We start from the raw sequence: 24,015 nt of genomic DNA, 5'->3' as shown, positions 1-24,015 counted from the left end.
GCTTCGGTGGTGCCGTCGGGTGCGTGACGCGCCTGATCGGAACGTGCAGCCGATGATTCCGTTGACCTCCGCACCACGCCGCGGGGCGGTCAGCGCGGGAAGCGCGAGCGGAACGCGGCGGCGGTGGCGTAGGAGCGCTGGGTGCCGCGGCGGGTGATCGAATCGGCGGCATATTTCGCCGCTTCGCCGAGCGCCTCGAACACCGGCAGGCCCTGCGTGTGGAAATGCGCGAAGGCGCCGATGAAGGCGTCGCCCGCGCCCGTGGTGTCGACCGGCTCGACCTTCACCGGCGCGACCCGCCTCGCCTCGCTTCCCGTCACCAGCAGCGCACCGCGCCCGCCCATGGTGACGACAACCGTGCCGATGCCGCGCGCGGTCAACGTCTTCGCCGCCGCCTCCACCTGCGCCTCGCTGTCCACGGGCATCCCGGTCAGCGTCGCGAGTTCGGTCTCGTTCGGGGTGAGGAAGCCGAGGTCCTTCAGCCGCGCGACGTCGAGGTCGGGCAGCGCCGGCGCCGGCACCAGAAGGCTCGGCACGCCGTTCTCCTTCGCCCATCGCACCGTGTGGTAGACGGTCTCGACGGGGATTTCGAGCTGCATCAGGATCAGCGCGCAGCCCCTCAGCAGCTCGCTCGCGGCGTCGACATCGGCGGGCGCGAGCTGCGCGTTGGCGCCCTTGACGATGAGGATCGAATTCTCGCCCGAAGGCTCGACGAAGATCGGCGCGACGCCCGAGGGGGCGCCCGGCGTGCGGATGACATGGGTGGTGTCGATGCCGCATGCCGCGAAATTGGCGATGGTGGCGTCGGCGAAGGTGTCGTCGCCCACCCGCGTCACCATCACCACCTGCGAGCCCAGCCGCGCGGCGGCGATCGCCTGGTTGGCGCCCTTGCCGCCATGGCCCATCTCGAAGCTCGGCGCCTCGACGGTCTCGCCGCGCAGCGGCATGTGGTCGACATAGGTGATGAGATCCATCATGTTGGACCCGACGACGGCGATCTTCGACATCTCAACCTCCCGTTCCGCCCCTTGCCGGGCCGGCCTTGTAGCGTTCAACCGCCGAGTGTCTGGGCGAGCGCCGCGCATTCGCCGGCATCGAGATGGCCGAGCTCGACGCAATAGCGCGCGGTGGCGCCGGCGGGCAGGCGGATGACGTTGCCCTTCGCCTTCTCGGCGGCATAGCCCTCCGGCTCGCAGGTCGAGGGCAGGGCGAAGGCGCAGACCGACTGGTCGTGCCCGGCCAGAATCCAGCGCACGGTCCTGGGAAAATCCGCCGGGCGGTAGCGGGCGAGGAAGGCGTCGCCCTCCGGCCGGCGCAGCAGCATCGTGGTCGACCCCGTCGCATCGGTGGCGAGATCGCTGAGATAGAACACCTGCTCGGGATCGAAGCCGTCGGCCCGGCGGATGATGCGGCCTGCGGAAGGGTCGGCGGCCAGCGCGTCGATGCGGGCGAGATAGGCGGGGCTCGCCGTCACATGGGCGGGCACGGCGCGGCGCACCACGGTGTGGGCGGCGTCGAAGGGCGCCTGCTGCCGAATCTCGCCGCCCTCGACGAAGGCGTAGTTCACATGCGCCATGTACATCAGGTCCATGGCGTCGCCGGCGGAGAGGTTGGTCACCTCCATGCCCATGTCGAAGCGGGCGTCGGCGGCGTGCAGCGTCACGCTCGGCCGCGCCTCGTAGTGCGCGCCGAAGCCCATGGCGTACTCATAGGCGCCGAACAGCCGCATCCACGGGCCGCGCGCATCCTCGCCAAGCTCGATCCCTGCGGAATCCATCGGCGCGCAGGGCATCTCGCCATGGGCGGGGTGGGTGTCGGAGGGGCCGGGCACGCCATTGCGCAGCAGGCCGGAATGGAAGGCGAAGCGGCCATAGGTCTCGGCGATGGTGCGAACCCGGCGCGGCGCCTTGAAGATGCTCTGCATGGTCAGGTCGACGCTGTCGAAGGCCGCCGACCAGATCATCTGGCCGAGAAAGGGCAGCACCACCAGCGCCCCGCGCGCATTGGCGAGCCGCACCGCCTCGACGCCGGTGGGGTAGCGCAGCAGCGTGGCGGTCAGCCCGCCATGCTCGACGGCGAGGGTCTCCGCGTCGCCAAAGGCGCGGCGGTCGAGATGGATGCGGGTCATGTGCGGTTCCTGAACGCGTTCAGCACCATGACGAGCAGCAGGAAGCCGCCCCAGATGAAATCGATGAGGTGGTTGGAGAAGCGCATCATCTGGAAGCCCGAGGCCAGCAGCATCAGCGCGATCACCGCGATGGAGATGCCGAGCACGGTGCCGCGCCCGCCCGCCGGGTTGGTGCCGCCGAGCACGCAGATGAGCACCGCCTGCAACAGGTAGGACGTGCCGTAATCCGACTTCGCCGCATTGGTGCGGCCCGACAGCATGATGCCGGCGAGCGCGGCGAGGGTGCCGCTCAGCATGTAGGAGTACAGCACCATGCGGTCGCTCTTCAGTCCGGCGAACACCGCCGCGCGCGGATTGGTGCCGATCAGGAAGAGGTTCAGGCCGAAGGAGGTCCGGGTGAGCATCACCGCGATGACCATGGCGACGGCGACGAAGATCAGCAGCGGCACGGCGACGCCGAACAGCTTGCCGTTGCCGATCAGCCCCCAATAGGCGGGGAAGCCGACAATGGCCGGCCCGCCGGTCAGCACCATGCACAGGCCGGTGAACACCTGGCCCGTGCCGAGCGTGGCGAGGATGGGGGTGATCTTCGCCCGCGTGATCAGCAGCCCGTTGAGCGCGCCGGCGATCAGCCCGACGCCCAGCGCCAGCATCACGCCGGCGGCGACGCGGGCGATTTCCCCGGCCATGCCGGCGGCAGGGTCGCCGGGGAAGACCCTGGTGAAGAACACGCCGGCGAGGATGCCCGCCAGATTGGCGATGCCGATCACCGAGAGGTCGATGCCGCCGGTGAGCATCGCCAGCATCATGGCGATGGCGACGATGCCGAGCTCGGGGAAGATGAAGCTGATCGACTCGAAATTGTAGTAGCGCAGGAACTTGTTCGGCTCGAGCCAGCTCATCACCGCGAAGATCACCACGGTGATGACAATGAGCTGGAGGATGTTGTTGTCGCGGTTGATGACGCGCGAGAGGTCGAGACGCTTGTTCATGGTGTCCATTCCCCTCACGCCGGCGTCTTGCGGTCGCGCCAGGCGGTGAGCGCGGTCGCCACGACGATGACGCAGCCGACCACCACGCCCTGCCAGGTGTTGTCGATGCGCATGATGATCAGGCTGTTCTTGATCAGCACCAGCAGGAACACGCCGAGCACGGTGCCGAGCACCGAGCCGCGCCCGCCGAAGATCGAGGCCCCGCCCAGCACCACCGCGGCGATGACGTCGAGTTCATAGCCGACGAAGTCGCGGGGGTTGGCGAGCCAGATCATGGAGGCGTGCAGCAGCCCGGCAAAGCCCGCCAGCGCCCCGGCCAGGCCATAGGCGACATAGACGGTGCGCCTCGTGTTGAAGCCCACGCGCTTGGCCGATTCCGCGTCGTCGCCATAGGCGAAGATCGAGCGGCCGGTCATGGTGCGGGTGAGGAACAGCCAGGCCAGCACCGCCAGCCCGAGATAGACGAACACCATGATCGACAGCCTGGCTCCGCCAATGTCCAGGCTGGAGCGGCCGAAGGCGATCAGCGCCGGCGGCATCCGGTCGATATTGACGATCGAGGTGCCCACCAGCCCGAGCAGCAGGCCGCGCACCACCGAGGCCGAGCCCAGCGTCACGATCAGCGGGATCATGCGGAAGGTGTGGATGAAGAAGGCGTTGGCCAGCCCGCAGGCGAGGCCGATCAGCATCGCGCCGACGAAGGGCAGCAGCACGCCCTCATGGCCATAGGCGTTCATCGCCAGCACGGTGAGATACATCGCCGCCGCCGCGAAGGCGGGGAACGACACGTCGATGCCGCCGGAGATCATCACGATCAGCACGCTCAGCGCCATGATGCCGATGATGACGTTGGCGCGCAGCAGGTTGAACAGGTTGTCAGCCTGCCAGAAGGCCGGGTTGATCGCGCCGATCAGGATCATGATCGCGACGACGATGAGGAAGACCGCCGTCTCGGAGCGGCGCATCAGCTTGGCGAGGAGGTTCATCAGCGCAGCGTCTTCAAGCGGGTGTGGATGTCGTCCTCCTCGAGGCCGCGCGGATCGAGATCGTCGACGATCGCGCCGCGATGCATCAGGAGGATGCGGTTGCAGTTGTGCAGGAGCTCCGGCACGTCGTCGGAGATCATCAGCACGGCCAGCCCGTCCTTCACCGCCAGCTCGCGGATGCGCCGGTGGATTTCCGCCTTGGAGCCGACATCGACGCCGACGGTGGGGCCGTTGAGGATCAGCACGCGCGGCCCGGTGAGCAGCCAGCGGCCGATGATGACGCGCTGCTGGTTGCCGCCGGAGAGCTTGCCGACCTGCTTTTCCACATCGGTGGTGGCGATGCGCATGTCGGTCACGGTGCGCTCGGCGAGCGCCGTCACCGCCTCGTCCGACAGGAAGGGCCCGCGCGTCGCCCGGTCGATGGCGCTCGCCACCACGTTGCGGGCGATGGACTGGCTCATGAACAGGCCTTCGGACAGCCTGTCCTCCGGCACATAGGCGATGCCGGCCTCGACCGCCTCGGGCACGCTGGAGAGCCGCAGCGCCCGCCCGTCGAGGAAAATCTCGCCGCGATGGTCCGGCTCCATGCCGAACAGGGCGAGGGCCAGCTCGGTGCGCCCGGAGCCGAGCAGGCCGGAGAGCCCGACGATCTCCCCGGCGCGCAGGTCGAGCGAGACGTCGCGCACCGCTTCCCCGACGCCCAGGCCCCGGACGCGAAGGCGCGGCTCGGCCGAGATGTCGCCCGCCCAGGCATAACGCTCATGGCCGAGATCCTGCCCGGTCATGGCACGGGTGATGCGGGCCTCGGTGAAATCGGCGGTCGGGCCTTCCTCGACCTTGCGGCCGTTGCGGAAGACGCAGATGCGGCCGGAAATCTCCAGCATCTCGCGCATCTTGTGGCTGACGAACAGCACCGCGATGCCCTTGGCGCGGATTTCGCGCACCAGGGCGAAGAGCCGGTCGACCTCGCGCCCGGTCAGCGCGGTGGTCGGCTCGTCCATGATGAGCAGGCGCGTCCGGCTCATCAACGCCCGGGCGATGGCGACGATCTGCCGGTCGGCGGTGGAGAGTTCGCCCACGCGCGCGTCGAGGTCGATGCTCACATCGAGCCGCGCCAGCGCTTCAGTGCCGAGGCGCCGGCATTCGGCGGGGGCGATGAAGCGGCGGCCCTCGCTCAGCAGCCGGCCCATGGCGAGGTTCTCGGCCACGGAGAGGCTCGGGAAGAGCGAGAAGTCCTGGTAGATCACCTGAATGCCGGCGGCGATGGCCGCGCGCGGCGAGAAGCCGGAGACCGGCACGCCGTCGATCAGCAGCGTGCCTTCGTCGAAATCATAGACGCCCGAGACGATCTTGATCAGCGTCGACTTGCCCGAGCCGTTCTCGCCGGCGAGGCACAGGATCTCCGCCGGCTCGATGCGGAAGTCGACGCCGTCCAGCGCCTTCATGCCGGGAAAGCGCTTGGTGACGCCGCGCAGTTCGATCAGTGGTTCGGCCATGATACGCGCTCTGGGAAGGGGCAGGGACGGCCGGGACGCATCCCGGCCGTTCGCGCAGGAGCCCGGGGCTCCATGGATAGCCCGGCTTCAGGGCGACGCGCACGGGCGGGGGGCGCTCGGCCGCCCCGCCCGGAAAGGCGCGTCAGAACTTGTACTGGTCCATGTTTTCCTTGGTCACGCCGACCCAGCCCTGGCCATAGAGCAGGTTCGGCGCGGCGCCGGCCGGGGTGGAGAGCTTCTCATAGCCCTTCAGCCCGAGATCGAGGCCGGCCTTGATCTCGTCCTTCTTGCCGGAGAGCGCCATCACCGCCAGCTCGTTCATGGCGTAGCCGGCGACCGCCGGATCCCAGAACTGGATGTACTGGATATCGCCGTCCGCGAGATACTTGCCGGCGACGGAGGGCAGGCCGGTGCCGGAGAAGAACACCTTGCCCTTGAGCCCGCGCTCGGCGATCAGCCGGCCGGCGCCCGCCGAGGTCGGCATCGGGCCGCCGACGATGCCGTTCACGTCCGGGTAGGTCGTGAGGGCTTCCGAGAGGCGGTTATAGTCGGTGTTGGCGTCGTCATAGGTCTCAAGCCGCTGGGTGGCCAGCGCCATCTCCGGGAAATGCTTCTTCTGGTACTCGATGGCGCCGTCGATCCATTCGTTCTGCGACTGCGAGGTCAGGCTGCCGACGGTCGCGAGGTACTTGCCCTTGCCGCCGGTGTACTTGCCGAGCACTTCCATGAGCTGGGCGCCATAGGCCTTGTTGTCGAAGGCCTCGAGGATGTAGTCGGCGTTCTTGAGGTTCGAGGCCTCATGGGCGATCACCACGATGCCGCGGTCGCGGGCCTTCTTCAGCACCGGCTCGACGGCCTCCACCGAGAAGGGCACGATGCAGATGGCGTCGACGCCCTGGGCGATCAGGTTCTCGATGAGCTGCACCTGCGCGGCCGCGTCGGCCTGGCTCGGGCCGACCTGCCAGACATCCATGCCGGTATCGGTGCCGAACTGTTTCACCCCGTCGCGCATGCGGTCGAACCAGGCGATGCCGTCGACCTTCACCACGGTGGCGATGGAGAATTTCTTGCCGGTGGCGGCGGCGGTGATGTCCTTCGGCACCTGGCTGACATCGACGACGTTGTCGGCGAAGGCCGGCGCCGCGAGCAGCGACAGGCCGGCGGCGAGGGTCAACAGGGTCTTTCTCATGGATGTCCTCCCAGACATTCGTTTGATCTTTGATGGTGTTGATCGGGCATCGCTGCCGACAGTCAGTAGCCGGCGGCGGCCGGGGCGGCTCCTCCCACGATGGCGATGCTGGCGCTGGCACCGATGCGGGTGGCGCCCGCGTCGATCATCGCCCATGCGGTCGCGGCGTCGCGCACGCCGCCGGAAGCCTTGACCCCCATGGCGGGGCCGACCACCCGGCGCATCAGCGCGATGTCGGCGAGCGTGGCGCCGCCGGTCGAGAAGCCGGTCGAGGTCTTGACGAAGTCCGCGCCGATCTCCCGGGAGAGGCGGCAGCCGGCTTCCTTCTGCGCGTCGGTCAGCAGGCAGGTTTCGAGAATGACCTTGAGCACGGTGCCGCGCGTCGCCTCGCGCACGGCGGAGAGGTCCGCCCGGCAGCGGGCGAGGTCGCCCTCGACCAGCGCGCCGATGTCGATGACCATGTCGATTTCCTGCGCCCCGCCGGCGATGGCGAGCGAGGCTTCGAAGGCCTTCGCCGCGGCGCCGCCGGCCCCGAGCGGGAAGCCGATCACCACGCAGGTCTTCACCGGGCTGCCGGCGAGGCGGCCGGCGGCGAAGCCGGCATGAACGGCATTCACGCAGACCGAGGCGAAGCCATAGGCCCGCGCCTCGTCGCAATAGCGCGCCACCTCGGCCCGCGAGGCCTCGGGCTTGAGGACCGTATGGTCGATGAACCCGGCCAGCGCGCGCGGATCGCGCAGCGGCGGGTGTGCATTTTCTGGCATTGAAAGTCTCGATCTGGCGTATTTTGTTATGATTATCACAAATTTTGTTGCGAACATTTCACGCGCATCTTGACGAGTCAAGGGCGAGCGCCGATGGAAGGCGGGGGAACGGGACGCGCTGTGAAAAAGTCCGAACGCATCCAACGACTAGACGAGCGGCTGCGCGCCGCCGGCGTGCTGCATCTGCGCGAGGCGGCCGAGCATCTCGACGTCTCGGAGATGACGGTGCGCCGCGACCTCGCGGCCTCGCCCGATCTGTTCAGCTATTTCGGCGGCTACATCCTGCCTGCCGGCGGCGAGCGCGCGACCACCTACCGGCTCGATGCCGAGCTGGATGCCCATGCGGAGGCGAAGGAACTGGCCGGCCGCGCGGCGGCGCGTCTGGTCGAGCCGGACGACACCATCTTCATCGACTGCGGCACCACCACGCCGCGCATGATCGAGCATCTGCCGGTGAGCGGCCGGCTCACCGTCATCACCTATGCGATGAACGTCGCCACGCGGGTGGCGATGCGGCCCAATACCAGCCTCATCCTGCTCGGCGGACTGTTTCACGCCTCGTCGCAGACCTTCTCCGGCGAGGAGGCGCTGCGCAGCCTGGAGCGGCTCGGCATCAGCAAGGCCTTCATCTCCGCCGGCGGCGTCCATGCCCAGTACGGCGTCACCTGCTCGAATTTCCACGAGGTGCCGGTGAAGCAGGCCGTGCTGGCGCGGGCGGCCGTGGCCTATCTGGTCGTGGATTCCAGCAAGCTGGACAAGATCAAGCCGGCCTATTTCGCCCGCCCCGAGCAGTTCGCCCGTATCATCACCGACGCCACTCCCGGCTAGGTGGATGGGCCCATCGACGCCCGACGGCGAGCGCTGAGCGGTCGGGCCGGCGCGGCCGTCGTCAGAGCCATTCGGCCATCGGCTCGACGGCATAGCCGGCCTCGAGGAGGCGGCGCTTGACGGCGCGCGCCATGGCGACCGCGTCGGCGGTATCGCCATGGACGCAGACCGTGTCGGCGCGCACCGGCAGGCGCGCTCCGCCGGTGGTGATCACCTCGCCGCTCTCCAGGATGCGCAGGACGCGCGCGGCCGCCTCCTCGGCGTCGTGCAGTACGGCGCCGGGCAGCCGGCGCGAGGCGAGGTTGCCGTCGTCGGCATAGGCGCGGTCGGCATAGATCTCGCGCGCCAGCCGCAGGCCGGCTTCCTCGCCGGCGCGTTCGCTCGGCAGGCCGGGCATCACCACGAAGATGAGATTGCGGTCGACCGCGCGGATCGCCCGCGCCACGGTGCGCGCCAGCTCGATGTCCTCATTGGCCATGTTGGCGAGCGCGCCATGCACCTTCACATGGCCGAGGCGCGCGCCCTGCGCATGGGCGAGCGCCTGCAGCGCGCCGATCTGGTAGACGATCTGCGTCTCGATCTCGGCCGGGCTCTGGCCGAGGATCGGCCGCCGGCCGAACCCCCACAGGTCCATGAAGCCGGGATGCGCGCCGCAGCCGACGCCGTGCCTGCGCGCGCCGGCGAGGGTTCTGGACATCACCTGCGGATCGCCGGCATGGAAGCCGCAGGCGATGTTCGCCGAGGTGACGGTCTCCAGCATGCCGGCATCGTCGCCGAGCGTGTAGACGCCGAAGCCCTCGCCCATGTCGCAGTTGAGATCGATGGCGGTCATGGGCAGGCTCCCGTGGAGAGGTTCATTCCGGCGGCGGCTCGGTCGCCGAGCAGACGCCGCTGACGAGGTTGTGCGCGAGAAGCAGCGCGCTGGAAAGCCCGGCGCCGGCGGCGCGGGCCTCGCCCATCCGGCCGATCATCGTGACGATGCGGGCCTCATGGGCGCGCGCCTCGGCTTCCGCCGCTTCCGGCGCGATGGCGGCGAAGCGCAGCAGGTCGCCCGGCCGCGCCTGGCCGAGCCGCCAGAGGTCAGGGCCAATGACGGTGGCGATCTTCGGGTAGCCGCCCGTCGTCTGGCGGTCGGCGAGCAGCACCGCCGGTCGGCCATTGCCCGGCACCTGTATGCTGCCGTTCATGATGCCGTCGGAGACGATGTTGAAGCCCTCGGCATGCGCGATCACCGGGCCGTCGAGCTGCAGGCCCATGCGGTCGGCCCGGTCGCTCACCCGATAGGCGGCGGACAGGAAGGTGGCGAGGCCGTCCGCGGTGAAATGGTCGTCCTGCGGGCCGAGCACGACGCGGATCGGGCCGGCGCCGGCCGGCCGGTGTTCCGGCGCGAGGGCGAGCGGCGGGCCGGGCGGGGCGCCGCGCAGCGGCAGGCGGTCGCCGGCGCGCAGCGCCCGGCCGTCGAGGCCGCCGATCGCCGAGCGCGAATGGGTCGACAGGCTGCCCAGCGTCGGGGCGATGTCGAAGCCGCCGGCGACGGCGAGATAGCCGCGCATTCCGCTGCGGGCGGCGCCGATCTCGATCCGGTCGCCGGGGGCCAGCGCATGGGCGCGCCAGCTCTCGGCCGGCTGGCCGTTGATCGTCAGCGGCATGTCGGCCCCGGCCAGCGCCAGTCGCGCCGGCCCGTCCTCGACGCGGGCCGACAGGCCGAGCAGGGTGAGCTCGATCACCGCCATGCCGCGCGGGTTGCCGACGAGGCCGTTGGCGGCCTGCATGGCGAGGTCGTCCATGGCGCCGGAGGCGGAAATGCCGAAGCGCTGAAAGCCGAAGCGGCCGAAATCCTGCAGGCTGGAGAACAGGCCGGGCCGCTCGATGAGGAGATGCGCGCCCATCATCCCTCCTGCCATTCGGCGACGATGTCGCCGGCCTCGGCGGCGCGGCCCATGGCCTGGTACTCGCCGTCTGTGATCGGGACGAAACGGATCGCGTCGCCGGCGGAAAACAGGAAGGGCCGCTCGCCGCGTCGCGGGTCGTAGGAGCGCACCGGGGTCTGGCCGAGCAGGTGCCAGCCGCTGGGAATCTCCATCGGCGGGGCGATGGCGGCCTGCTGGCCGCCGATCGAGATGCTGGACGGCGGTGTCTTCAGCCGCGGATCGGTCCGCCGGCTGGTGTGGATCGCCTCCGGCAGGCCGCCGAGATAGGCGAAGCCCGGCGCGAAGCCGATCATGTAGACGCGGTAGGCGGCGCCCGCATGCAGCTCGATCACCTCCGCGGTGGTCAGCCCGTGCAGGCGCGCGACATGGTCGAGATCGACGCCATGCGCGCCGCCATAGATCACCGGCACGCGCCAGAAGCCGCCCCGCGCGCCGGCATCGGGGCGCGGCGGCCAGAGCGCGCGCACTTCCTCGCGCAGCCGCGCGCGCGGCAGCACCAGCGGATCGAACAGGATCAGCAGCGAGCGATAGGTCGGCACGAGTTCCCGCAGGCCGGGCAGGGCGCGCGCGTCCAGCGCCCCGGCGAGCGCGATCACCTGCCGGTTCACGCCCTCGTCGATGGCGTCGCCCAGCTCGACGACGAGGCCGCTCTCGCCGGCATCGAGGAGTCGGGGCGCTGTCGCGGCGTTGCTCGGCATGCGGGTCGTTCCGTGCACGGGATCCGGCCTCCGCTTCCACGCGCAGGCCGGAACGACATAGAACATGAGCGCGCGGCTCGGGCTACCCGTCCGGCATCCGGGATATTGGTTCAGGCGGGTGCCGACAGCGCCCGGAGTTCGGCGAGGAGCGCGGCGGGTACCAGGACGCCCTCGCGGCTGCGCGCGCGGGCGCCATAGCGTCGCTCGGAGGGCAGCCGCACGCCGGGCTGCGTCCGGGCGAGGGCGAAGAGTTCCTCCGCGTCGGCGAGGCGCCGGTCCAGCGTCTCGCGGCCGAACACGGCCGGGTCGATGGCGATGAAGAGTTCGCCGCCCAGCGGGGGCCCGGAATCGCCGTTCTCCAGCGCCTTGGCCTGCCGGCTGGTGACGTCGCCGATCAGCGGACCGGCGATCAGCTCGACCATCATCGACAGCGCCGAGCCCTTGTGGCCGCCGAAGGGCAGCAGGGCGCCGGCCAGCGCGGCGGCGGGGTCGGTGGTCGGCGCGCCGTCCGGCCCGACGGCCCAGCCCGGCGGGATGGGGTCGCCGGCGCGGCGCTTCAGCTCGATCTCGCCGCGCGCGGCGGCGCTGGTGGCGAAGTCGAACAGGAAGGGACGCCCCGCCGGACCCGGCCAGCCGAAGGCGATCGGATTGGTGCCGAGCAGCGGCTGAGTGCCCCCGGCCGGGGCGACGCAGCACTGGCCGACGGTGAAGCACCACGCGGCCAGACCAGCGTCGATAGCCGGCTCGATATCCGCCCACAGCGCCGAGAAGTGATAGCAGTCATGGATGGCCAGCGCCGCGATGCCGTAGGTCTTCGCCGCCTCGATCAGCGCCGGCACGCCGGTCTCGATGGCGAGCGGGGCGAAGCCGCGGCGGGCATCGACCCGCAGCACCACGGGCGTCGTCCGCGTGAGCACCGGCAGCGCGTCGCGCTCGGCCTTGCCGCTGCGCACGCTGTCGACATAGCCGATGAGCCGGTAGAGCCCGTGCGAATGGCACTCGTCGGCCTGCGCGCGGGCGATGGAGCGGGCGATGGCCTGCGCATGCGGCTCGCCGAGGCCGGCGGCCAGCAAGGTGTCGCGGCAGAGCGCGTGCACCTCGTCGAGGCCGAGCCGCACGCTATCGCTGGCGCCGCCGCTCACGACGCCGCCTCGCGCGAGCCGCGCTCGATCGCGCGCAGCAGATCCTCATGCACCGAGCCGATATGCTGCACGAGGAAGGCGCAGGCCCTGTCGATCTCGCCGGCCCGGCTCAGTTCGACGAGTGTGGCATGCTCGTCCACCGCGCGCTGCATGCCGGCCATGCCCGAGCCGGCGGTGCCGCTGAGCTGCACGCGCGTGTAGCGGTCGCTCGACTGCAGCAGGGAATGGACGATGGACAGCGAGCGCGGCTGCCCGGCATGCCCGTACAGCGCCATGTGGAAATCGGCGTTGAGCTGGCCCCAGCGGCTGAGGTCCTGCGTGGCGGTGGCCACCACCATCTGCTTGTGCAGGTCGTCGAACAGCGTGAAGTCGTTGGGGCCGAGATTGGGGATCGAGCAGGCGAGCAGGCGCGGCTCCAGCAGGCAGCGCAGCTCGAACACGTCGTTGATCTCGTCCGCCGACAGTTCCGAGACGATGGCCCCCTTCTGCGGGACGATGCGCACCAGCCCTTCGGCGTCGAGCTGGAACAGCGCCTCGCGGATGGGAATGCGGCTGACCTTGAAGGTCGCGGCCAGCGCGTCCTGCCGCAGCTGCGCGCCGGCGGCGTAGGTGCCGTCGAGGATCGCCTTGCGCAACTGGTCGACAATGGCGGCCGAAAGGGTCCGGTGCTTGAGGAGCGGGGTCATTTTAGCGCGTTTCGAGCCTGGATAATCACATCGGCATATTGACGGATATAATTTATAAAATCTACGATCCGTGAAAAGACAGAGGGAAAGCGTGCTCATGTCACGAGCCGACGGCGTGCCCGCCGGTGGCGGCCCCTTTCGAGCGGTCACCGCCATTTCCGAGGCGATCCTGCATGTCGAGCGGATCGCGATCGGCGCGCTGATGGCGCTGCTCACCGGCCTCATCCTGCTCAACGTCGCCACCCGCTACAGCGGCGCGCCGCTCTACTGGGTCGACGAGTCGGCGATCTTCACCACGGTATGGCTCACCTTCATCGGCGCCTCCGCCATGTCGCGGCTGCGGCTCGACTTCTCGATGACGCTGCTGACCGAGCATCTGTCGCCGCGCGGCGCGATGGCGACGCGCGTGCTCGCCACCCTGTGCGTCCTCGGATTCGGCCTGTCGCTCGCCGCCATGTGCTGGGTGTGGATGGACCCGGTCGGCATTGCCGGCGCCGGCTTCGACGGCAAGGAATATGGCGGGGCGACCTTCAACTTCCTCTACACGGAGCGGACCCAGACGCTGAACTGGCCGAGCTGGATCGTCTATCTCGTGGTGCCGCTGTTCGCGCTCACGCTGGTCTTCCACAGCATCGCCAACCTCGTCGAGGATCTCGGCCTGTCCGCGAGGCCCGACCGCGGCGGCTTCGGCCTCGGCAGCGCCGAGGAGGTCGCCTGATGCTGACCAGCGCGGCCTTCCTGATCTGCCTGCTGATCTGCCTGCTGATCGGCGTGCCGATCGGCATCGCCATCTGCCTCACCGGCGTGGTGTTCATCGCCGCCTCGGGCAATCCGGTGCTCTACCAGAGCTTCCCGATGCAGATGTTCGGCTCGGTCGACAATTACGGCCTGATCGCCATCCCGCTGTTCATCCTGATCGGCGAGATCATGAACGGCGGCGGCATCACCCGGCAGATCATCAACATGACGATGGCCTTTGTCGGCGCGCTGCGCGGCGGCCTCGCCTATGTGAACCTGCTCGCCAACATGTTCGTCTCCTCGATCCTCGGCTCGGCGACGGCGCAGGTGGCGATCATGGCGCAGATCATGGTGCCGGAGATGGAGGCGAAGGGCTACGACAAGACCTTCGCCGCCGGCCTCACCGCCTATGCCGGCATGCTCGGGCCGATCATCCCGCCCTCCATCATGTTCGTCATGTATTCGGTGCTGGCGCAGGTGCCGGTGAGCGACATGCTGATCGCCGGCCTCATTCCCGGCGTCGTCCTCACCACGCTGTTCTGCCTCGTGATCGCGCTGATGGGGTTCGTCTATAATTACCCGCGCGGCGAGGCCGCCTCGCTGCGCCAGCGCGTGTCGACCGTGCTCGCCTGCGCCCCGACGCTGCTCATTCCCATCGTCATCGTCGGCTCGATCCTCACCGGCCTCGCCAATCCCACCGAATCCGCCGCCATCGGCGCGCTCGCCTCGATCCTCGTCGGCCGCTTCTGGACGCGCGAACTGCGCCTGGCGCAGCTTCCCCACATGTTCCTGCGCGCCGGGGTCTATTCCGGCATCGTGCTGTTCCTCGTCGCCGCCGCCGGCGTGCTGTCCTGGGTGCTGGTGTTCGCCAAGATCCCGCAGGAGGTGGCGCTGTGGATCCAGTCCATCGCCGCGGGGCCGATCTCCTTCATGCTGCTGGTCAACGTCATCCTGCTCATCATCGGCACGGTGATCGACGGCGCGCCGGGGCTGATCATGACGGTGCCGATCCTGCTGCCCGTCGCCACCGAGGTCTACAATATCGATCCCGTGCAGTTCGGCGTGGTGGCGGTGATCAACCTCGTCCTCGGCTTCCTGTCGCCGCCGGTGGGGCTGTGCTTCTTCGTGGCGGCGGCGGTCACCGGCGCCAAGCCCGGCAAGATGTTCCTCGTCACCTTGCCCTTCTTCTTCGCGGCCTGCGTGCTGCTCGTGCTGCTCTCCATCTTCCCCGTGCTTTCCACGGCCCTCGTGCGATGAGGCGCCGGCACCAAGAAACCTCCGCAACACAACCTTCCGAGCCAAGAGGAGAAATCCGATGATCTCTCGCCGTTCCCTGCTCGCGGCCGCGGCCGCCGGCACCGTCCTGCCGCTCGCCGCCCCGGGCGTGCTGCGCGCCCAGACGCGCGATCTGCGCCTCGGCATCATCACCCCGCCCGGCCATCCCTGGAACAACGCCGCGCTGAAGGTCGCCGACGTGCTCAAGGAGAAGACCGGCGGCAAGCTGACCATGACCGTCTTCCATGCCGGCCAGCTCGGCAATGAAGGCGCGATGATGCAGCAATTGCAGACCGGCGCGCTCGACATGGCCTTCCTGCAGGCGGCCGAGGTCGGCAACCGCGTGCCGAACGTCGCCGCCATTCTCGCGCCCTATGTCATCCGCTCGACCGAGGCCGCCGCCAAGCTGGTGCGCCAGCCCATCGCCATGCAGATGCTCGACCCGCTGCCCAAGGAGACCGGCACGCTCGGCCTCGGCTGGGGCATCACCTCGATCCGCGTGGTGTTCTCGGCCAAGCCGATCGACGGCATCGCCGGCCTGAACGGCATGAAGCTGCGCATCAACACAACGCCGGCCTTCCGCGACTTCTATTCGCTGCTCGGCGCCGCGCCGACGCCGATCCCGACGCCGCAGGTGTTCGACGCCATGGCCAACGGCCAGGTGGACGGGCTGGAGGCCGATCTCGACTTCTCGTGGAACCAGCGCTTCGACAAGGTCTCGAAGGTGCTGATGCGCATGGATGCGGTGTTCATGCCCTTCATCGCGCTGGCCTCGGGCAAGGCCTGGCAGACCCTTTCGGCCGAGGATCGCAAGCTGATTTCCGAGGCGACCAAGCAAGCCCTGGAAGTCCAGGTCGACGAGACGGTGACCAACGCCCCGAAGCTGATCACGCAGTTCGAGGGCACCGGCATCAAGATCGTCGTGCCGCCGGCGGCGGACGCCGCGCCGATCATCGCCGAATACGACAAGATCTGGGCGCCGAAGGCCCCGATCCTTCCCGAGCTGCGCAAGGTCGGCGCCACGCTCGGCTGAGCGGCGCCCTACAGCCCGAAAGACGAGAGGCGCCCTGCGGGGCGCCTCTTTCATTTTTTAAACCGGCTACCGGTTATGTTTGCCGGCCGTCAGTCCTGCGTCCACACCGGCCAGGTGTCGGAGAGCCGGTAGCCGGTCGGCCAGGGATCCTCGGGGTCGAGCATGAGCTGGGCGGTATGCGTCACCCAGGCCCGCCCCATGATCGAGGGCAGGATGGCCGGGCGCCCGCCCAAGGTGGTCTCGCCCTCGATCCGGCACTCGAAGCTTGAATCGATGATCGAGCGGCCGACGAAGGTTTCGCCGACCTTGAGCTGGCCCTTGGCGTGCAGCACCGCCATGCGGGCGGAACAGCCGGTGCCGGTCGGCGAGCGGTCGATCTTGCCGGGGCGGATCGCCACCGCATTGGCGCCCGACTTCACGCCATTCTCTTCCACCACCGGCGCGGCGAACTGGCAGAACGAGATGTGGTTCCAGTCGGCATTCTCGGGGTGCTTGAATCCGAGCTGCCGGTTGGCCGCCTTGACGATGCGCATGCCCGTCTCGGCCAGGTCCTTCGCCTCGTCCGGCCGGATGGAAAAGCCCAGCGCATGGGCGTCGACGATGACGAAGCTGTCGCCGCCATAGGCGGTGTCGACGGTGAGCGTGCCGAGCCCCTCGACCTCCAGCCTGGCGTCGAGCTTTTCGGCGAAGGAGGGGTGGTTGCGCACCTTGATCCGCTCGGCCTTGCCGTTGCGGCAATAGGCGGTGACCTCGATCAGCCCGCCCGGCGCCTCCAGCACCATGTGCGTTTCCGGCTCCACCATCGGCACGATGCCGGTGTCGAGCAGCACGGTGGAAACGCAGATCGAGTTGGAGCCGGACATGGGCGGGGTGTCCTCCGGCTCCATGATGATCCACGCCGCCACCGCCTTCGGGTCCTTCGGCGGCACCAGGAGGTTCACATGGCGGAACACGCCGCCACGCGGTTCCTGCAGCACGAAATTGCGCAGGGTGTTGTCACGCGCGATGAAGCGCGACTGCGCCCATACCGTGTCGCCGGGCGGCGGGGCGACACCGCCGACGATCACGTCGCCGACCTCGCCCTCGGCATGGCAGCCGACGATGTGGATGACCTTGGAGCTGCGCATGGGGGCGGCCTCGTCGGTTGGAGCTATGTTACGCTTACCGGAATCAGTCACTGGGACAACTCAGATGCGCCCCGACGACACCCAATATGCAGACGATGAAATGCCGAAGCGTTTCATCGTATATCGACTCGATATCGACAATCGACCGTCCTCTATCGAAGGCGAGTACGATACAATCGAAGAGGTGTTAGCTCATAAGTGGCGGCTAGATCGTAGCTACTCGATACGTGTCGATCGGATACACATGAACCGAATTGAGTTCGACCGCTGGGTTTTGCTTCAGAAGAAGCACTAGATCACCACCACCGGATCGCCGAGCACGTCGAAAATCGGGGTGATGCCCAGCCCCGGCGCGTCGGAGGCGGTCATGAAGCCGTTCTCACGCTTCGGCGCGCCGCTCGCGATGTCCACCGTGCCGTAGCTGTTGAAGTCGGTGGCGGAGAAGGAGAACTCCTCCGGCGTCGAGCGGGCGAGATGGGCGATGGTGGCGGTGACGATGTCGCCGCCCCAGGTGTCCTCGATGGTCATCGGCGTGCCCGAGGCGACGCAGATGTCGCGCATCAGCCGCGCCTTGGTGAGGCCGCCGACCTTGGAGATCTTCAGGTTGATGATGTCCATGGCGTCGTCCGCCAGCGCCTTCATCAGCGTGCCGACGCCGTCGATCACCTCGTCGAGCACGAAGGGGCGGTTGGTGCGCCGGCGCACCGAGACGCATTCCTCGTAGGTGGGGCAGGGCTGCTCGATATAGACGTCGAGATCGGCGACGGCGGCGGCGATGCGCGCGGCTTCCGCCCGCGTCCAGCCGGTATTGGCGTCGGCGACCAGAATGTCGGTCGCGTCGAGGATGTTGCGGGTGGCGCGGATGCGGTCGATGTCCTGGTCGGCGTCGCCGCCGACCTTGAGCTGGAACTTGGTGTAGCCCTCGGCCTTGTAGCCGGCTATCTTCTTCGCCATCACCTCGGGCGCCTCCTGCGAGATGGCGCGGTAGAGCGCGACCTTCTCCTGCGCCGCGCCGCCCAGCAGCTTGTAGACCGGCAGCCCCGCCACCTTGCCGAGAATGTCCCAGCAGGCGATGTCGATCGGCGCCTTCACATAGGGGTGGCCGCGCAGCACCGCATCCATGTGCCGGTTCAGCACGTTGAGGTCGGTCGGGTCGAGGCCGATCACCTTCGGGCCGATCTCCTCCAGCCCGGCGCGCACGCCATGCGCATAGGCGGGAAGGTACGCCGAGCCGAGCGGGCAGCATTCGGCATAGCCGGTGATGCCGGCATCGGTCTCCACCGCCACCACGGTGGAATCGAACACCTCGATGAAATTGCCGTTCGACCAGTTGTAGCGGCCCTCCCTCAGGGGCAAGCCGACTTTGTAGGCCTTGATGCCGGTGATCTTCATGGCGTGGTTTCCGTTATCTGCCGTTGCCGCCCGCGTTCAGCCGTCATCCTGAGGTGCGAGCGCAGCGAGCCTCGAAGGATGTTGAAACAGATGGCGCGTGAGCCTCCTTCGAGGCTCGGGCGATGCCCGAGCGCCTCGGGATGACGCCGCGCGCCGAAAGCGTCACACCACCACGAAGCCGTGCGCGAAGGGGTCGCGGTCGTCGATGAAGATGGTGTTGTAGCCGGTCATGCGGGCCCAGCCGCCGATGGAGGGGATGATCGCGTCGCGATCCCCCACCTTCACCGCCGCCTCGACGCGGCCCTTGAACAGCGAGCCGATGATGCTCTCATGCACGAAATCGTCGCCCACCTTCAGCCTGCCGAGCGCGGCGAGATGGGCCATGCGCGAGGAGGTGCCGGTGCCGCAGGGCGAGCGGTCGATCGCCTTGTCGCCATAGAACACCGCGTTGCGCGCATGCGCCTCGGGGTGCCGGGCGATCCCGGTCCACAGGATGTGCGACAGGCCGCGGATCTCGGGCTTTTCCGGGTGCACGAACTCGTATTTTTCGTTGAGCGCGCGGCGCAGCGCCGGGCTCATGCCGACCAGCTCGCCGGCGGTGAAATCGGCCATGTCGCGGAAGGCTTCCTGCGGCTCGACGATGGCGTAGAAGTTGCCGCCATAGGCGACATCCACCGTCACCTCGCCGAGGCCGGGGCATTCGGCGGTGAGGCCCCGCGCGTAGAGGAAGGCCGGCACGTTGGTGATGCGCACCTCTTCGACATACTGCCCGACCTGGGTGTATTCGGCCTTCACCACCCCGGCCGGCGTGTCGAGCATCAGCACGCCCGGCGTCTTCGGCGTCACCAGCCCGTGCTCGATCGCCATCGTCACCGTGCCGATGGTGCCGTGCCCGCACATGGGCAGGCAGCCGGAGGTCTCGATGAACAGGATGGCGACGTCGCAATCGGGCCGCGTCGGCGGGTAGAGGATCGAGCCCGACATCATGTCGTGGCCGCGCGGCTCGAACATCAGCCCGGTACGGATCCAGTCGAATTCGCGCAGGAAATGCGCGCGCTTCTCGATCATCGTCGAACCGACGAGGTTCGGCCCGCCGCCGGCCACCAGCCGCACGGGATTGCCGCAGGTGTGGCCGTCTATGCAGAAGAAGCTGTGTCGCGCCATGGAGGTCACTCGTCAGAAGCGGTCGGGACGGAAGGGGTCGAGGGGAATCGAGGGTAGGCGCCCGGCCACGAGATCGGCGATCAGCCGGCCGGTCGCCGCGCTCTGGGTGAGGCCGAGATGGCCGTGGCCGAAGGCGTAGAACAGGTGGGGCGAGGCGCGTGAGACGCCGATGACGGGCAGCGAATCCGGCAGCGAGGGGCGGAAGCCCATCCACTGCTTGCCGCCCTCGGTCCTCAGTCCGGGAAGGAAGGCCGCGGCCTTGGTCAGCATGGCCTCGGAACGCTTGAAATTCGGCGGCGCCTTCAGCCCGCCCAGCTCCACCGCGCCGCCGACGCGGATGCCGGTGGACAGCGGCGTCACCACGAAGCCATGACCGCCGAAGGTGAGCTGGCGCTTGAGGTCGAAGGCGCCCGGCGGCAGCGTGGTGTTGTAGCCGCGCTCGGTCTCCAGCGGGACCTTGTCGCCGAGCTGGAGCGCCAGCGGGCGCGACCAGGCACCGCCGGCGACGACCACCCGGCCGGCATGGATCGTCCCGCCGCCGGCGAGCCGCAGGCGCACGCCGCGCGCCTCCGGCTCGATGGCGACGACCTCGCCATGGGTGAGCGCCGCGCCGCGCGCCATCACCGTGCGGAACAAAGCGAGGGCGTAGTGATAGGGGTCGTCCACCGTCTGCCAGTGCGGGGTGAAGGTGCCGGCGACGAAGCGCGGCGACAGGCCGGGCTGCAGCTCGTCGAGCCGGCCGCCGCGCACATGCTCGAACTCGATGCCTTCCCTGGCCCGCGCCTCCCAGCCGGGGAGCGAGGCGGCGAGCTCGGCCTCGCTCTCATAGAGCTGGAGATTGCCGTCGCGGCGCACATGGCCGGCGAGATCGGCGCTCGCCACCATGTCCCGCATCGCCGTGGCGGCGAAGCGCATCAGGTCGCCCTGCGCGGTGATCGAGGCGGCGTAGCGGTCGGGCAGGCTGGCGCGCCAGAAGCGGATCAGCCAGGGGGTGATCTGCGGCAGGTAGCGGGGCGGAATGGAGAGCGGCCCCAGCGGGTCGAGCAGCCATTTCGGCGCCTTGCGCAGCATGCCCGGCGAGGCGAGGGGGAGAATGTCGGTGAAGGCGAACGCCCCGGCATTGCCGAAGCTCGCCCCTTCCGCCACGCCGCCACGCTCGACGAGGCGCACGCGATAGCCCTCGGCGACGAGATGGAAGGCCGTGGCGAGCCCGACGATGCCCGCGCCGATGACGGCGATCTCGCCTGCGGCAGCCTTGTCGCTCATGCTCTCATGCTCAGGCACATGGACTATTGCCCTCATGGCCGGGCTCGACCCGGCCACCCAGACTGGAAGGAAACACCCGGTCCCTGGGTCCCCGGGTCACGCCCGGGGATGAGGGGTCAGTTCGGCGGTCGACGGCTCACGCCGCCTTGGCGAGGGTCGGGCGGGTGGCGAGGCCCTCGCGCACGATCTTCTCGACCTTGGCGCGCTGCTCGCCGTCGAGCGGCAGGCGGGGGGCGCGCACGCGCTCGGTGGTGCCGGTGACCATCGCCTCGACCAGCTTCAGGTTCTGGACCAGATAGGTCGACACGTCGAGGTCGAGCAGCGGGCGGAACCAGCGGTAGATTTCCAGCGCCTCGTCATAGCGCTTGGCCTTCATCAGCTTGTAGATCGCCACCGTCTCTTCCGGGAAGGCGACCACGAGGCCGGCGACCCAGCCCACCGCGCCGAGCGCCAGCGCCTCGAAGGCGAGATTGTCGACGCCGGTGAAGATGTCGAAACGGTCGCCGAAGGCGTTCTGCAGCTCGACCGTGCGGCGGATGTCGTCCGAGGACTCCTTCACCGCCACGAAACGCGCGTCCTTGGCGAGCTCGGCCATGATGTCGACGGTGATGTCGACGCGGTAGGCGATGCGGTTGGAGTAGATCATCACCGGCAGGTCGGCGGCCTGCGCCACCGCGGAGAGCGTCGCCACCGTCTCCTTCGGGTTGGTGTGGTAGACGAGGCTCGGCACCACCATCAGGCCGTCGGCGCCGGCCTGCGCGGCGCGCTTGGCCAGCGAGGCGCAGTCGCGGGTCGCGGCATCGGCGATGGTCATCAGCACCGGGCGCTTGCCGGCGACCGATTTGGCGGTCTTCAGCACGGAGAGGCGCTCGTCATGCGAGAGCATCGGGCCTTCGCCGAGCGAGCCGTTGACGATGAGGCCGTCGACGCCGGCGTCGATCTGCAAGGCGAAGCAGCGCTCCATCTCCTTGTGATCGAGGGTGTCGTCCTCGTTGAACTTCGCGGTAACGGCGGGATAGACGCCCTGCCACATGGGAATGCTCCTTGAGTCTTTCGAATGCGATCGTGTGGGATCAAAGGACGGATTTGAGGAAGTCGATTGTTTCGGGCATTTGCGGGTTGCCGATGACTTGGGCGGGGGGGCCGATTTCGTGGATCTTGCCCTTGTTGAAGAAGGCGACGCGGTCGGAGACTTCGCGGGCGAAGGCGATCTCGTGGGTGACGACGATCATCGTCATGCCCTCGGCGGCGAGCAGGCGCATGGTCTCCAGCACCTCGCCGACGAGCTGGGGATCGAGCGCCGAGGTCACCTCGTCGAACAGCATGTAGTCCGGCGACATGGCGAGCGCGCGGGCGATCGCCATGCGCTGCTGCTGGCCGCCGGAAAGCCGCGAGGGATAGACCTTCAGCTTTTCGGCCAGGCCGACATGGGAGAGCTTCTCGACCGCGACGGCTTCCGCCTCGGCCTTCGACTTGCCCAGCACCTTGCGCGGCGCCAGCATCACGTTCTCCAGCACGGTGAGATGGGGAAACGCGTTCCATTGCTGGAAGACGATGCCGATCTTGCGGCGCAGCCTGTTGAGGTCGGTGCCGCGGGCGTGGACATCCGTGCCGTCGACCAGGATGCGGCCGGAATTGATCGGCTCCAGCCCGTTGATGCACATGAGCAGGGTCGACTTGCCCGAGCCGGAGCCGCCGATGACGGAGACCACCTCGCCCTTCTCGACGGTCATGGTGACGCCCTTGACTACTTCGAGCGAGCCGAAGGCCTTGTGGACGTTCTCGATCTCAATCGACATGGCTCTTTCTCAGTCGTTTTCGCGCCAGCGCTTCTCGAGCCGCGCGCCGAGGCGGGCGATGGGGAAGCTCATCAGGAAATAGATCAGGCCGGCGATGGACAGCACGAAGAGCGGCTCCTGGATGCGGGTGACGATCACCTGCGAGGAGCGCAGCAATTCGACGACGCCGATCCACCAGACCATGGCGGTGTCCTTCATCACGCCCAGCGTCAGGCCGATCCAGCTCGGCAGCGCGACCCTGAGCGCGATGGGGAAGACGATCTCGGTCAGGTCCTGCCGGTAGGAGAGCCCGAGCGAGCGGGCGGCCCGGCGGGTGGTCGCCGGCACGGCGAGGAAGCCCGCGCGCACGATCTCGGTGCAATAGGCCGACATGTAGAGCGCCAGCACCACGCAGCCTACGGTGAACGGGCTCCAGTGGATGCCGACGATGGTCTTGAACGAGTTGGCGAGCACCAGCTGGATCAGCAGCGGGATCGAGCGGAACACGTCGAGCACCGCGCCGATCGGCGCGTTGATCCACCAGGGCGACACCGCGCGGACCACGCCGAAGGCGACGCCCAGCAGCGTGCCGCCGATCACCGCCCAGAAGGTGATCGCCAGCGTCACGCCGGCGCCCTTGAGCATGAACCAGAGGTCGCCCGGCGAAAAGCTGGTGTCGAACAGGGAGGAGAACATGGCGCGGCCTCCCTCAGTAGCGGAACAGGCGCCACGCCAGCAGGCGGGCGGAGACGGTGACGAACTTGGCGAGCAGGTAGTAGATCACGGCTGCCAGGGCGAAATACTCGAAGGTGCGGAAGGAGCGGACATTGAGCTCTTGGGTGACGCCGGTGAGGTCGTCATTGAGGCCGACGATGACGCCGAGCGAGGTCATCAGGATGGCCCAGACCATCTGGTTGGTGAGCGGATAGAACACGATGCGGAACATCTGCGGCATGACGATCAGCCGGAAGGCCTGGATCTGCCCCATGCCGAGCGAGCGGGCGGCGCGGACCTGGGTCTGCGGCACGGCGCGCAGGCCGCCGCGGAAGGTCTCGGCGAGATAGCCGGCATTGTTGAAGGTGATGCCGGCGAGCAGGGCGACGAAGCTGTCGAGATGGATGCCGAGCGAGCCGAGGCCGAAATAGGCCATGTAGATCTGGAACAGCGCCGGCGTGTTGCGCGCCAGCTCCACCCAGCTGGCGGCGGCGGCGCGCAGGGCGCGGTGGTTCGAGCTGGCGCCGACCGCGAGCAGGATGGCGAAGAACACGCCGAGCAGCATGGAGAGCGCGGCGATCTCCAGCGTCACCAGCGCGCCCCACAGCATGTCGGGCAGCGCACGGAACGCCGGCAGCCAGTGAAAGGTGTAGTTCATGGGTCGCTCGTCGCTCGGACCTTGCGGGCG

General features: G+C 68.6%; 24 protein-coding genes. 4 read left to right on the top strand and 20 right to left on the bottom strand.

Annotated features, from left to right (window positions below; translation table 11 throughout):
• Positions 1-89 precede the first annotated feature (89 nt).
• From rbsK to deoC, 7 genes are all read right to left on the bottom strand, one after another.
• The gene (gene rbsK / locus AC1PZ7_RS22425; protein WP_482357388.1) at positions 90-1,007 is read right to left on the bottom strand and encodes a ribokinase; all 918 of its coding nucleotides are present in this window, start codon (positions 1,005-1,007) and stop codon (positions 90-92) included.
• Positions 1,008-1,051: 44 nt separating this feature from the next.
• Positions 1,052-2,128, bottom strand: a complete 1,077-nt coding sequence (locus AC1PZ7_RS22420; RefSeq protein WP_482357387.1) for a DUF4432 family protein — start codon at positions 2,126-2,128, stop codon at positions 1,052-1,054.
• A complete protein-coding gene (locus AC1PZ7_RS22415) occupies positions 2,125-3,120 on the bottom strand; it encodes an ABC transporter permease (protein WP_482357386.1) in 996 nt (331 codons plus the stop codon). Before AC1PZ7_RS22415 ends, AC1PZ7_RS22420 begins: the two co-directional genes overlap by 4 nt.
• Before the next feature lie 14 nt (positions 3,121-3,134).
• Complete coding sequence (locus tag AC1PZ7_RS22410) at positions 3,135-4,106, bottom strand: ABC transporter permease (RefSeq protein ID WP_482357385.1); 972 nt, start codon at positions 4,104-4,106, stop codon at positions 3,135-3,137.
• Positions 4,106-5,602 (bottom strand): sugar ABC transporter ATP-binding protein, encoded by a 1,497-nt coding sequence (locus AC1PZ7_RS22405; RefSeq protein WP_482357384.1) that lies wholly within the window; start codon positions 5,600-5,602, stop codon positions 4,106-4,108. The genes AC1PZ7_RS22410 and AC1PZ7_RS22405 overlap by 1 nt, the downstream gene beginning before the upstream one ends.
• 142 nt (positions 5,603-5,744) lie before the next feature.
• Positions 5,745-6,791 carry a substrate-binding domain-containing protein gene (locus AC1PZ7_RS22400; protein WP_482357383.1) on the bottom strand — a complete coding sequence of 349 codons (1,047 nt, stop codon included), beginning with the start codon at positions 6,789-6,791 and terminating at the stop codon, positions 5,745-5,747.
• Positions 6,792-6,853: 62 nt separating this feature from the next.
• Positions 6,854-7,555, bottom strand: coding sequence for a deoxyribose-phosphate aldolase (deoC, locus tag AC1PZ7_RS22395; protein ID WP_482357382.1), 702 nt, complete (start codon positions 7,553-7,555; stop codon positions 6,854-6,856).
• Positions 7,556-7,675: 120 nt separating this feature from the next.
• Here deoC and AC1PZ7_RS22390 point away from each other — a divergent pair, with 120 nt between their 5' ends.
• On the top strand, positions 7,676-8,383 hold the full coding sequence (locus AC1PZ7_RS22390) for a DeoR/GlpR family DNA-binding transcription regulator (RefSeq protein WP_482357381.1): 708 nt from the start codon (positions 7,676-7,678) through the stop codon (positions 8,381-8,383).
• A 61-nt stretch (positions 8,384-8,444) separates the two neighbouring features.
• On the opposite strand, the gene AC1PZ7_RS22385 is transcribed toward AC1PZ7_RS22390, so the two are convergent.
• The 5 genes from AC1PZ7_RS22385 to AC1PZ7_RS22365 all read right to left on the bottom strand — a co-directional run bounded on the left by AC1PZ7_RS22385 (position 8,445) and on the right by AC1PZ7_RS22365 (position 12,840).
• Positions 8,445-9,215 (bottom strand): LamB/YcsF family protein, encoded by a 771-nt coding sequence (locus AC1PZ7_RS22385; protein WP_482357380.1) that lies wholly within the window; start codon positions 9,213-9,215, stop codon positions 8,445-8,447.
• Between the two features lie 22 nt (positions 9,216-9,237).
• A complete protein-coding gene (locus AC1PZ7_RS22380) occupies positions 9,238-10,272 on the bottom strand; it encodes a 5-oxoprolinase subunit C family protein (RefSeq protein WP_482357379.1) in 1,035 nt (344 codons plus the stop codon).
• Positions 10,272-11,012, bottom strand: coding sequence for a 5-oxoprolinase subunit PxpB (gene pxpB / locus AC1PZ7_RS22375; protein WP_482357378.1), 741 nt, complete (start codon positions 11,010-11,012; stop codon positions 10,272-10,274). Before pxpB ends, AC1PZ7_RS22380 begins: the two co-directional genes overlap by 1 nt.
• A 110-nt stretch (positions 11,013-11,122) precedes the next feature.
• Positions 11,123-12,154, bottom strand: coding sequence for an Ldh family oxidoreductase (locus AC1PZ7_RS22370; RefSeq protein ID WP_482357377.1), 1,032 nt, complete (start codon positions 12,152-12,154; stop codon positions 11,123-11,125).
• The gene (locus tag AC1PZ7_RS22365) at positions 12,151-12,840 is read right to left on the bottom strand and encodes a GntR family transcriptional regulator (RefSeq protein ID WP_482357376.1); all 690 of its coding nucleotides are present in this window, start codon (positions 12,838-12,840) and stop codon (positions 12,151-12,153) included. The genes AC1PZ7_RS22370 and AC1PZ7_RS22365 overlap by 4 nt, the downstream gene beginning before the upstream one ends.
• A gap of 97 nt (positions 12,841-12,937) precedes the next feature.
• Between AC1PZ7_RS22365 and AC1PZ7_RS22360 the strand changes: the two genes are divergently transcribed.
• Genes AC1PZ7_RS22360 through AC1PZ7_RS22350 form a run of 3 tightly spaced genes read left to right on the top strand, consistent with a single transcriptional unit; the run spans position 12,938 to position 15,886 of the window.
• Entirely contained in the window at positions 12,938-13,558 is a 621-nt protein-coding gene (locus AC1PZ7_RS22360) for a TRAP transporter small permease (protein WP_482357375.1), read from the top strand.
• Positions 13,558-14,835, top strand: coding sequence for a TRAP transporter large permease (locus AC1PZ7_RS22355; protein ID WP_482357374.1), 1,278 nt, complete (start codon positions 13,558-13,560; stop codon positions 14,833-14,835). The genes AC1PZ7_RS22360 and AC1PZ7_RS22355 overlap by 1 nt, the downstream gene beginning before the upstream one ends.
• Before the next feature lie 58 nt (positions 14,836-14,893).
• Positions 14,894-15,886, top strand: coding sequence for a TRAP transporter substrate-binding protein (locus AC1PZ7_RS22350; RefSeq protein ID WP_482357373.1), 993 nt, complete (start codon positions 14,894-14,896; stop codon positions 15,884-15,886).
• 89 nt (positions 15,887-15,975) lie between these two features.
• Here the strand turns inward: AC1PZ7_RS22350 and AC1PZ7_RS22345 are convergent, their stop codons facing one another.
• The 8 genes from AC1PZ7_RS22345 to AC1PZ7_RS22310 all read right to left on the bottom strand — a co-directional run bounded on the left by AC1PZ7_RS22345 (position 15,976) and on the right by AC1PZ7_RS22310 (position 23,985).
• Complete coding sequence (locus tag AC1PZ7_RS22345; protein ID WP_482357372.1) at positions 15,976-17,013, bottom strand: trans-3-hydroxy-L-proline dehydratase; 1,038 nt, start codon at positions 17,011-17,013, stop codon at positions 15,976-15,978.
• Positions 17,014-17,304: 291 nt separating this feature from the next.
• Positions 17,305-18,405 (bottom strand): cis-3-hydroxy-L-proline dehydratase, encoded by a 1,101-nt coding sequence (locus AC1PZ7_RS22340; RefSeq protein ID WP_482357371.1) that lies wholly within the window; start codon positions 18,403-18,405, stop codon positions 17,305-17,307.
• A gap of 162 nt (positions 18,406-18,567) precedes the next feature.
• The gene (locus AC1PZ7_RS22335; protein ID WP_482357370.1) at positions 18,568-19,569 is read right to left on the bottom strand and encodes a 4-hydroxyproline epimerase; all 1,002 of its coding nucleotides are present in this window, start codon (positions 19,567-19,569) and stop codon (positions 18,568-18,570) included.
• A gap of 12 nt (positions 19,570-19,581) precedes the next feature.
• A complete protein-coding gene (locus AC1PZ7_RS22330; RefSeq protein ID WP_482357369.1) occupies positions 19,582-20,835 on the bottom strand; it encodes an NAD(P)/FAD-dependent oxidoreductase in 1,254 nt (417 codons plus the stop codon).
• Between the two features lie 136 nt (positions 20,836-20,971).
• Positions 20,972-21,868, bottom strand: coding sequence for a dihydrodipicolinate synthase family protein (locus tag AC1PZ7_RS22325; protein ID WP_482357368.1), 897 nt, complete (start codon positions 21,866-21,868; stop codon positions 20,972-20,974).
• Between the two features lie 40 nt (positions 21,869-21,908).
• Entirely contained in the window at positions 21,909-22,634 is a 726-nt protein-coding gene (locus AC1PZ7_RS22320; RefSeq protein WP_482357367.1) for an amino acid ABC transporter ATP-binding protein, read from the bottom strand.
• A gap of 9 nt (positions 22,635-22,643) precedes the next feature.
• Positions 22,644-23,297, bottom strand: a complete 654-nt coding sequence (locus tag AC1PZ7_RS22315; RefSeq protein WP_482359705.1) for an amino acid ABC transporter permease — start codon at positions 23,295-23,297, stop codon at positions 22,644-22,646.
• Between the two features lie 25 nt (positions 23,298-23,322).
• Positions 23,323-23,985: an amino acid ABC transporter permease gene (locus AC1PZ7_RS22310; RefSeq protein ID WP_482357366.1), complete on the bottom strand. Its 663-nt coding sequence runs from the start codon at positions 23,983-23,985 to the stop codon at positions 23,323-23,325.
• Positions 23,986-24,015: the final 30 nt, after the last annotated feature.

The sequence above is a fragment of the Ancylobacter sp. TW_SC_1 genome (genome assembly GCF_056836805.1).
Note: the sequence above shows the minus strand (reverse complement) of the source record. Positions and strands in the feature narration are given on the sequence as shown.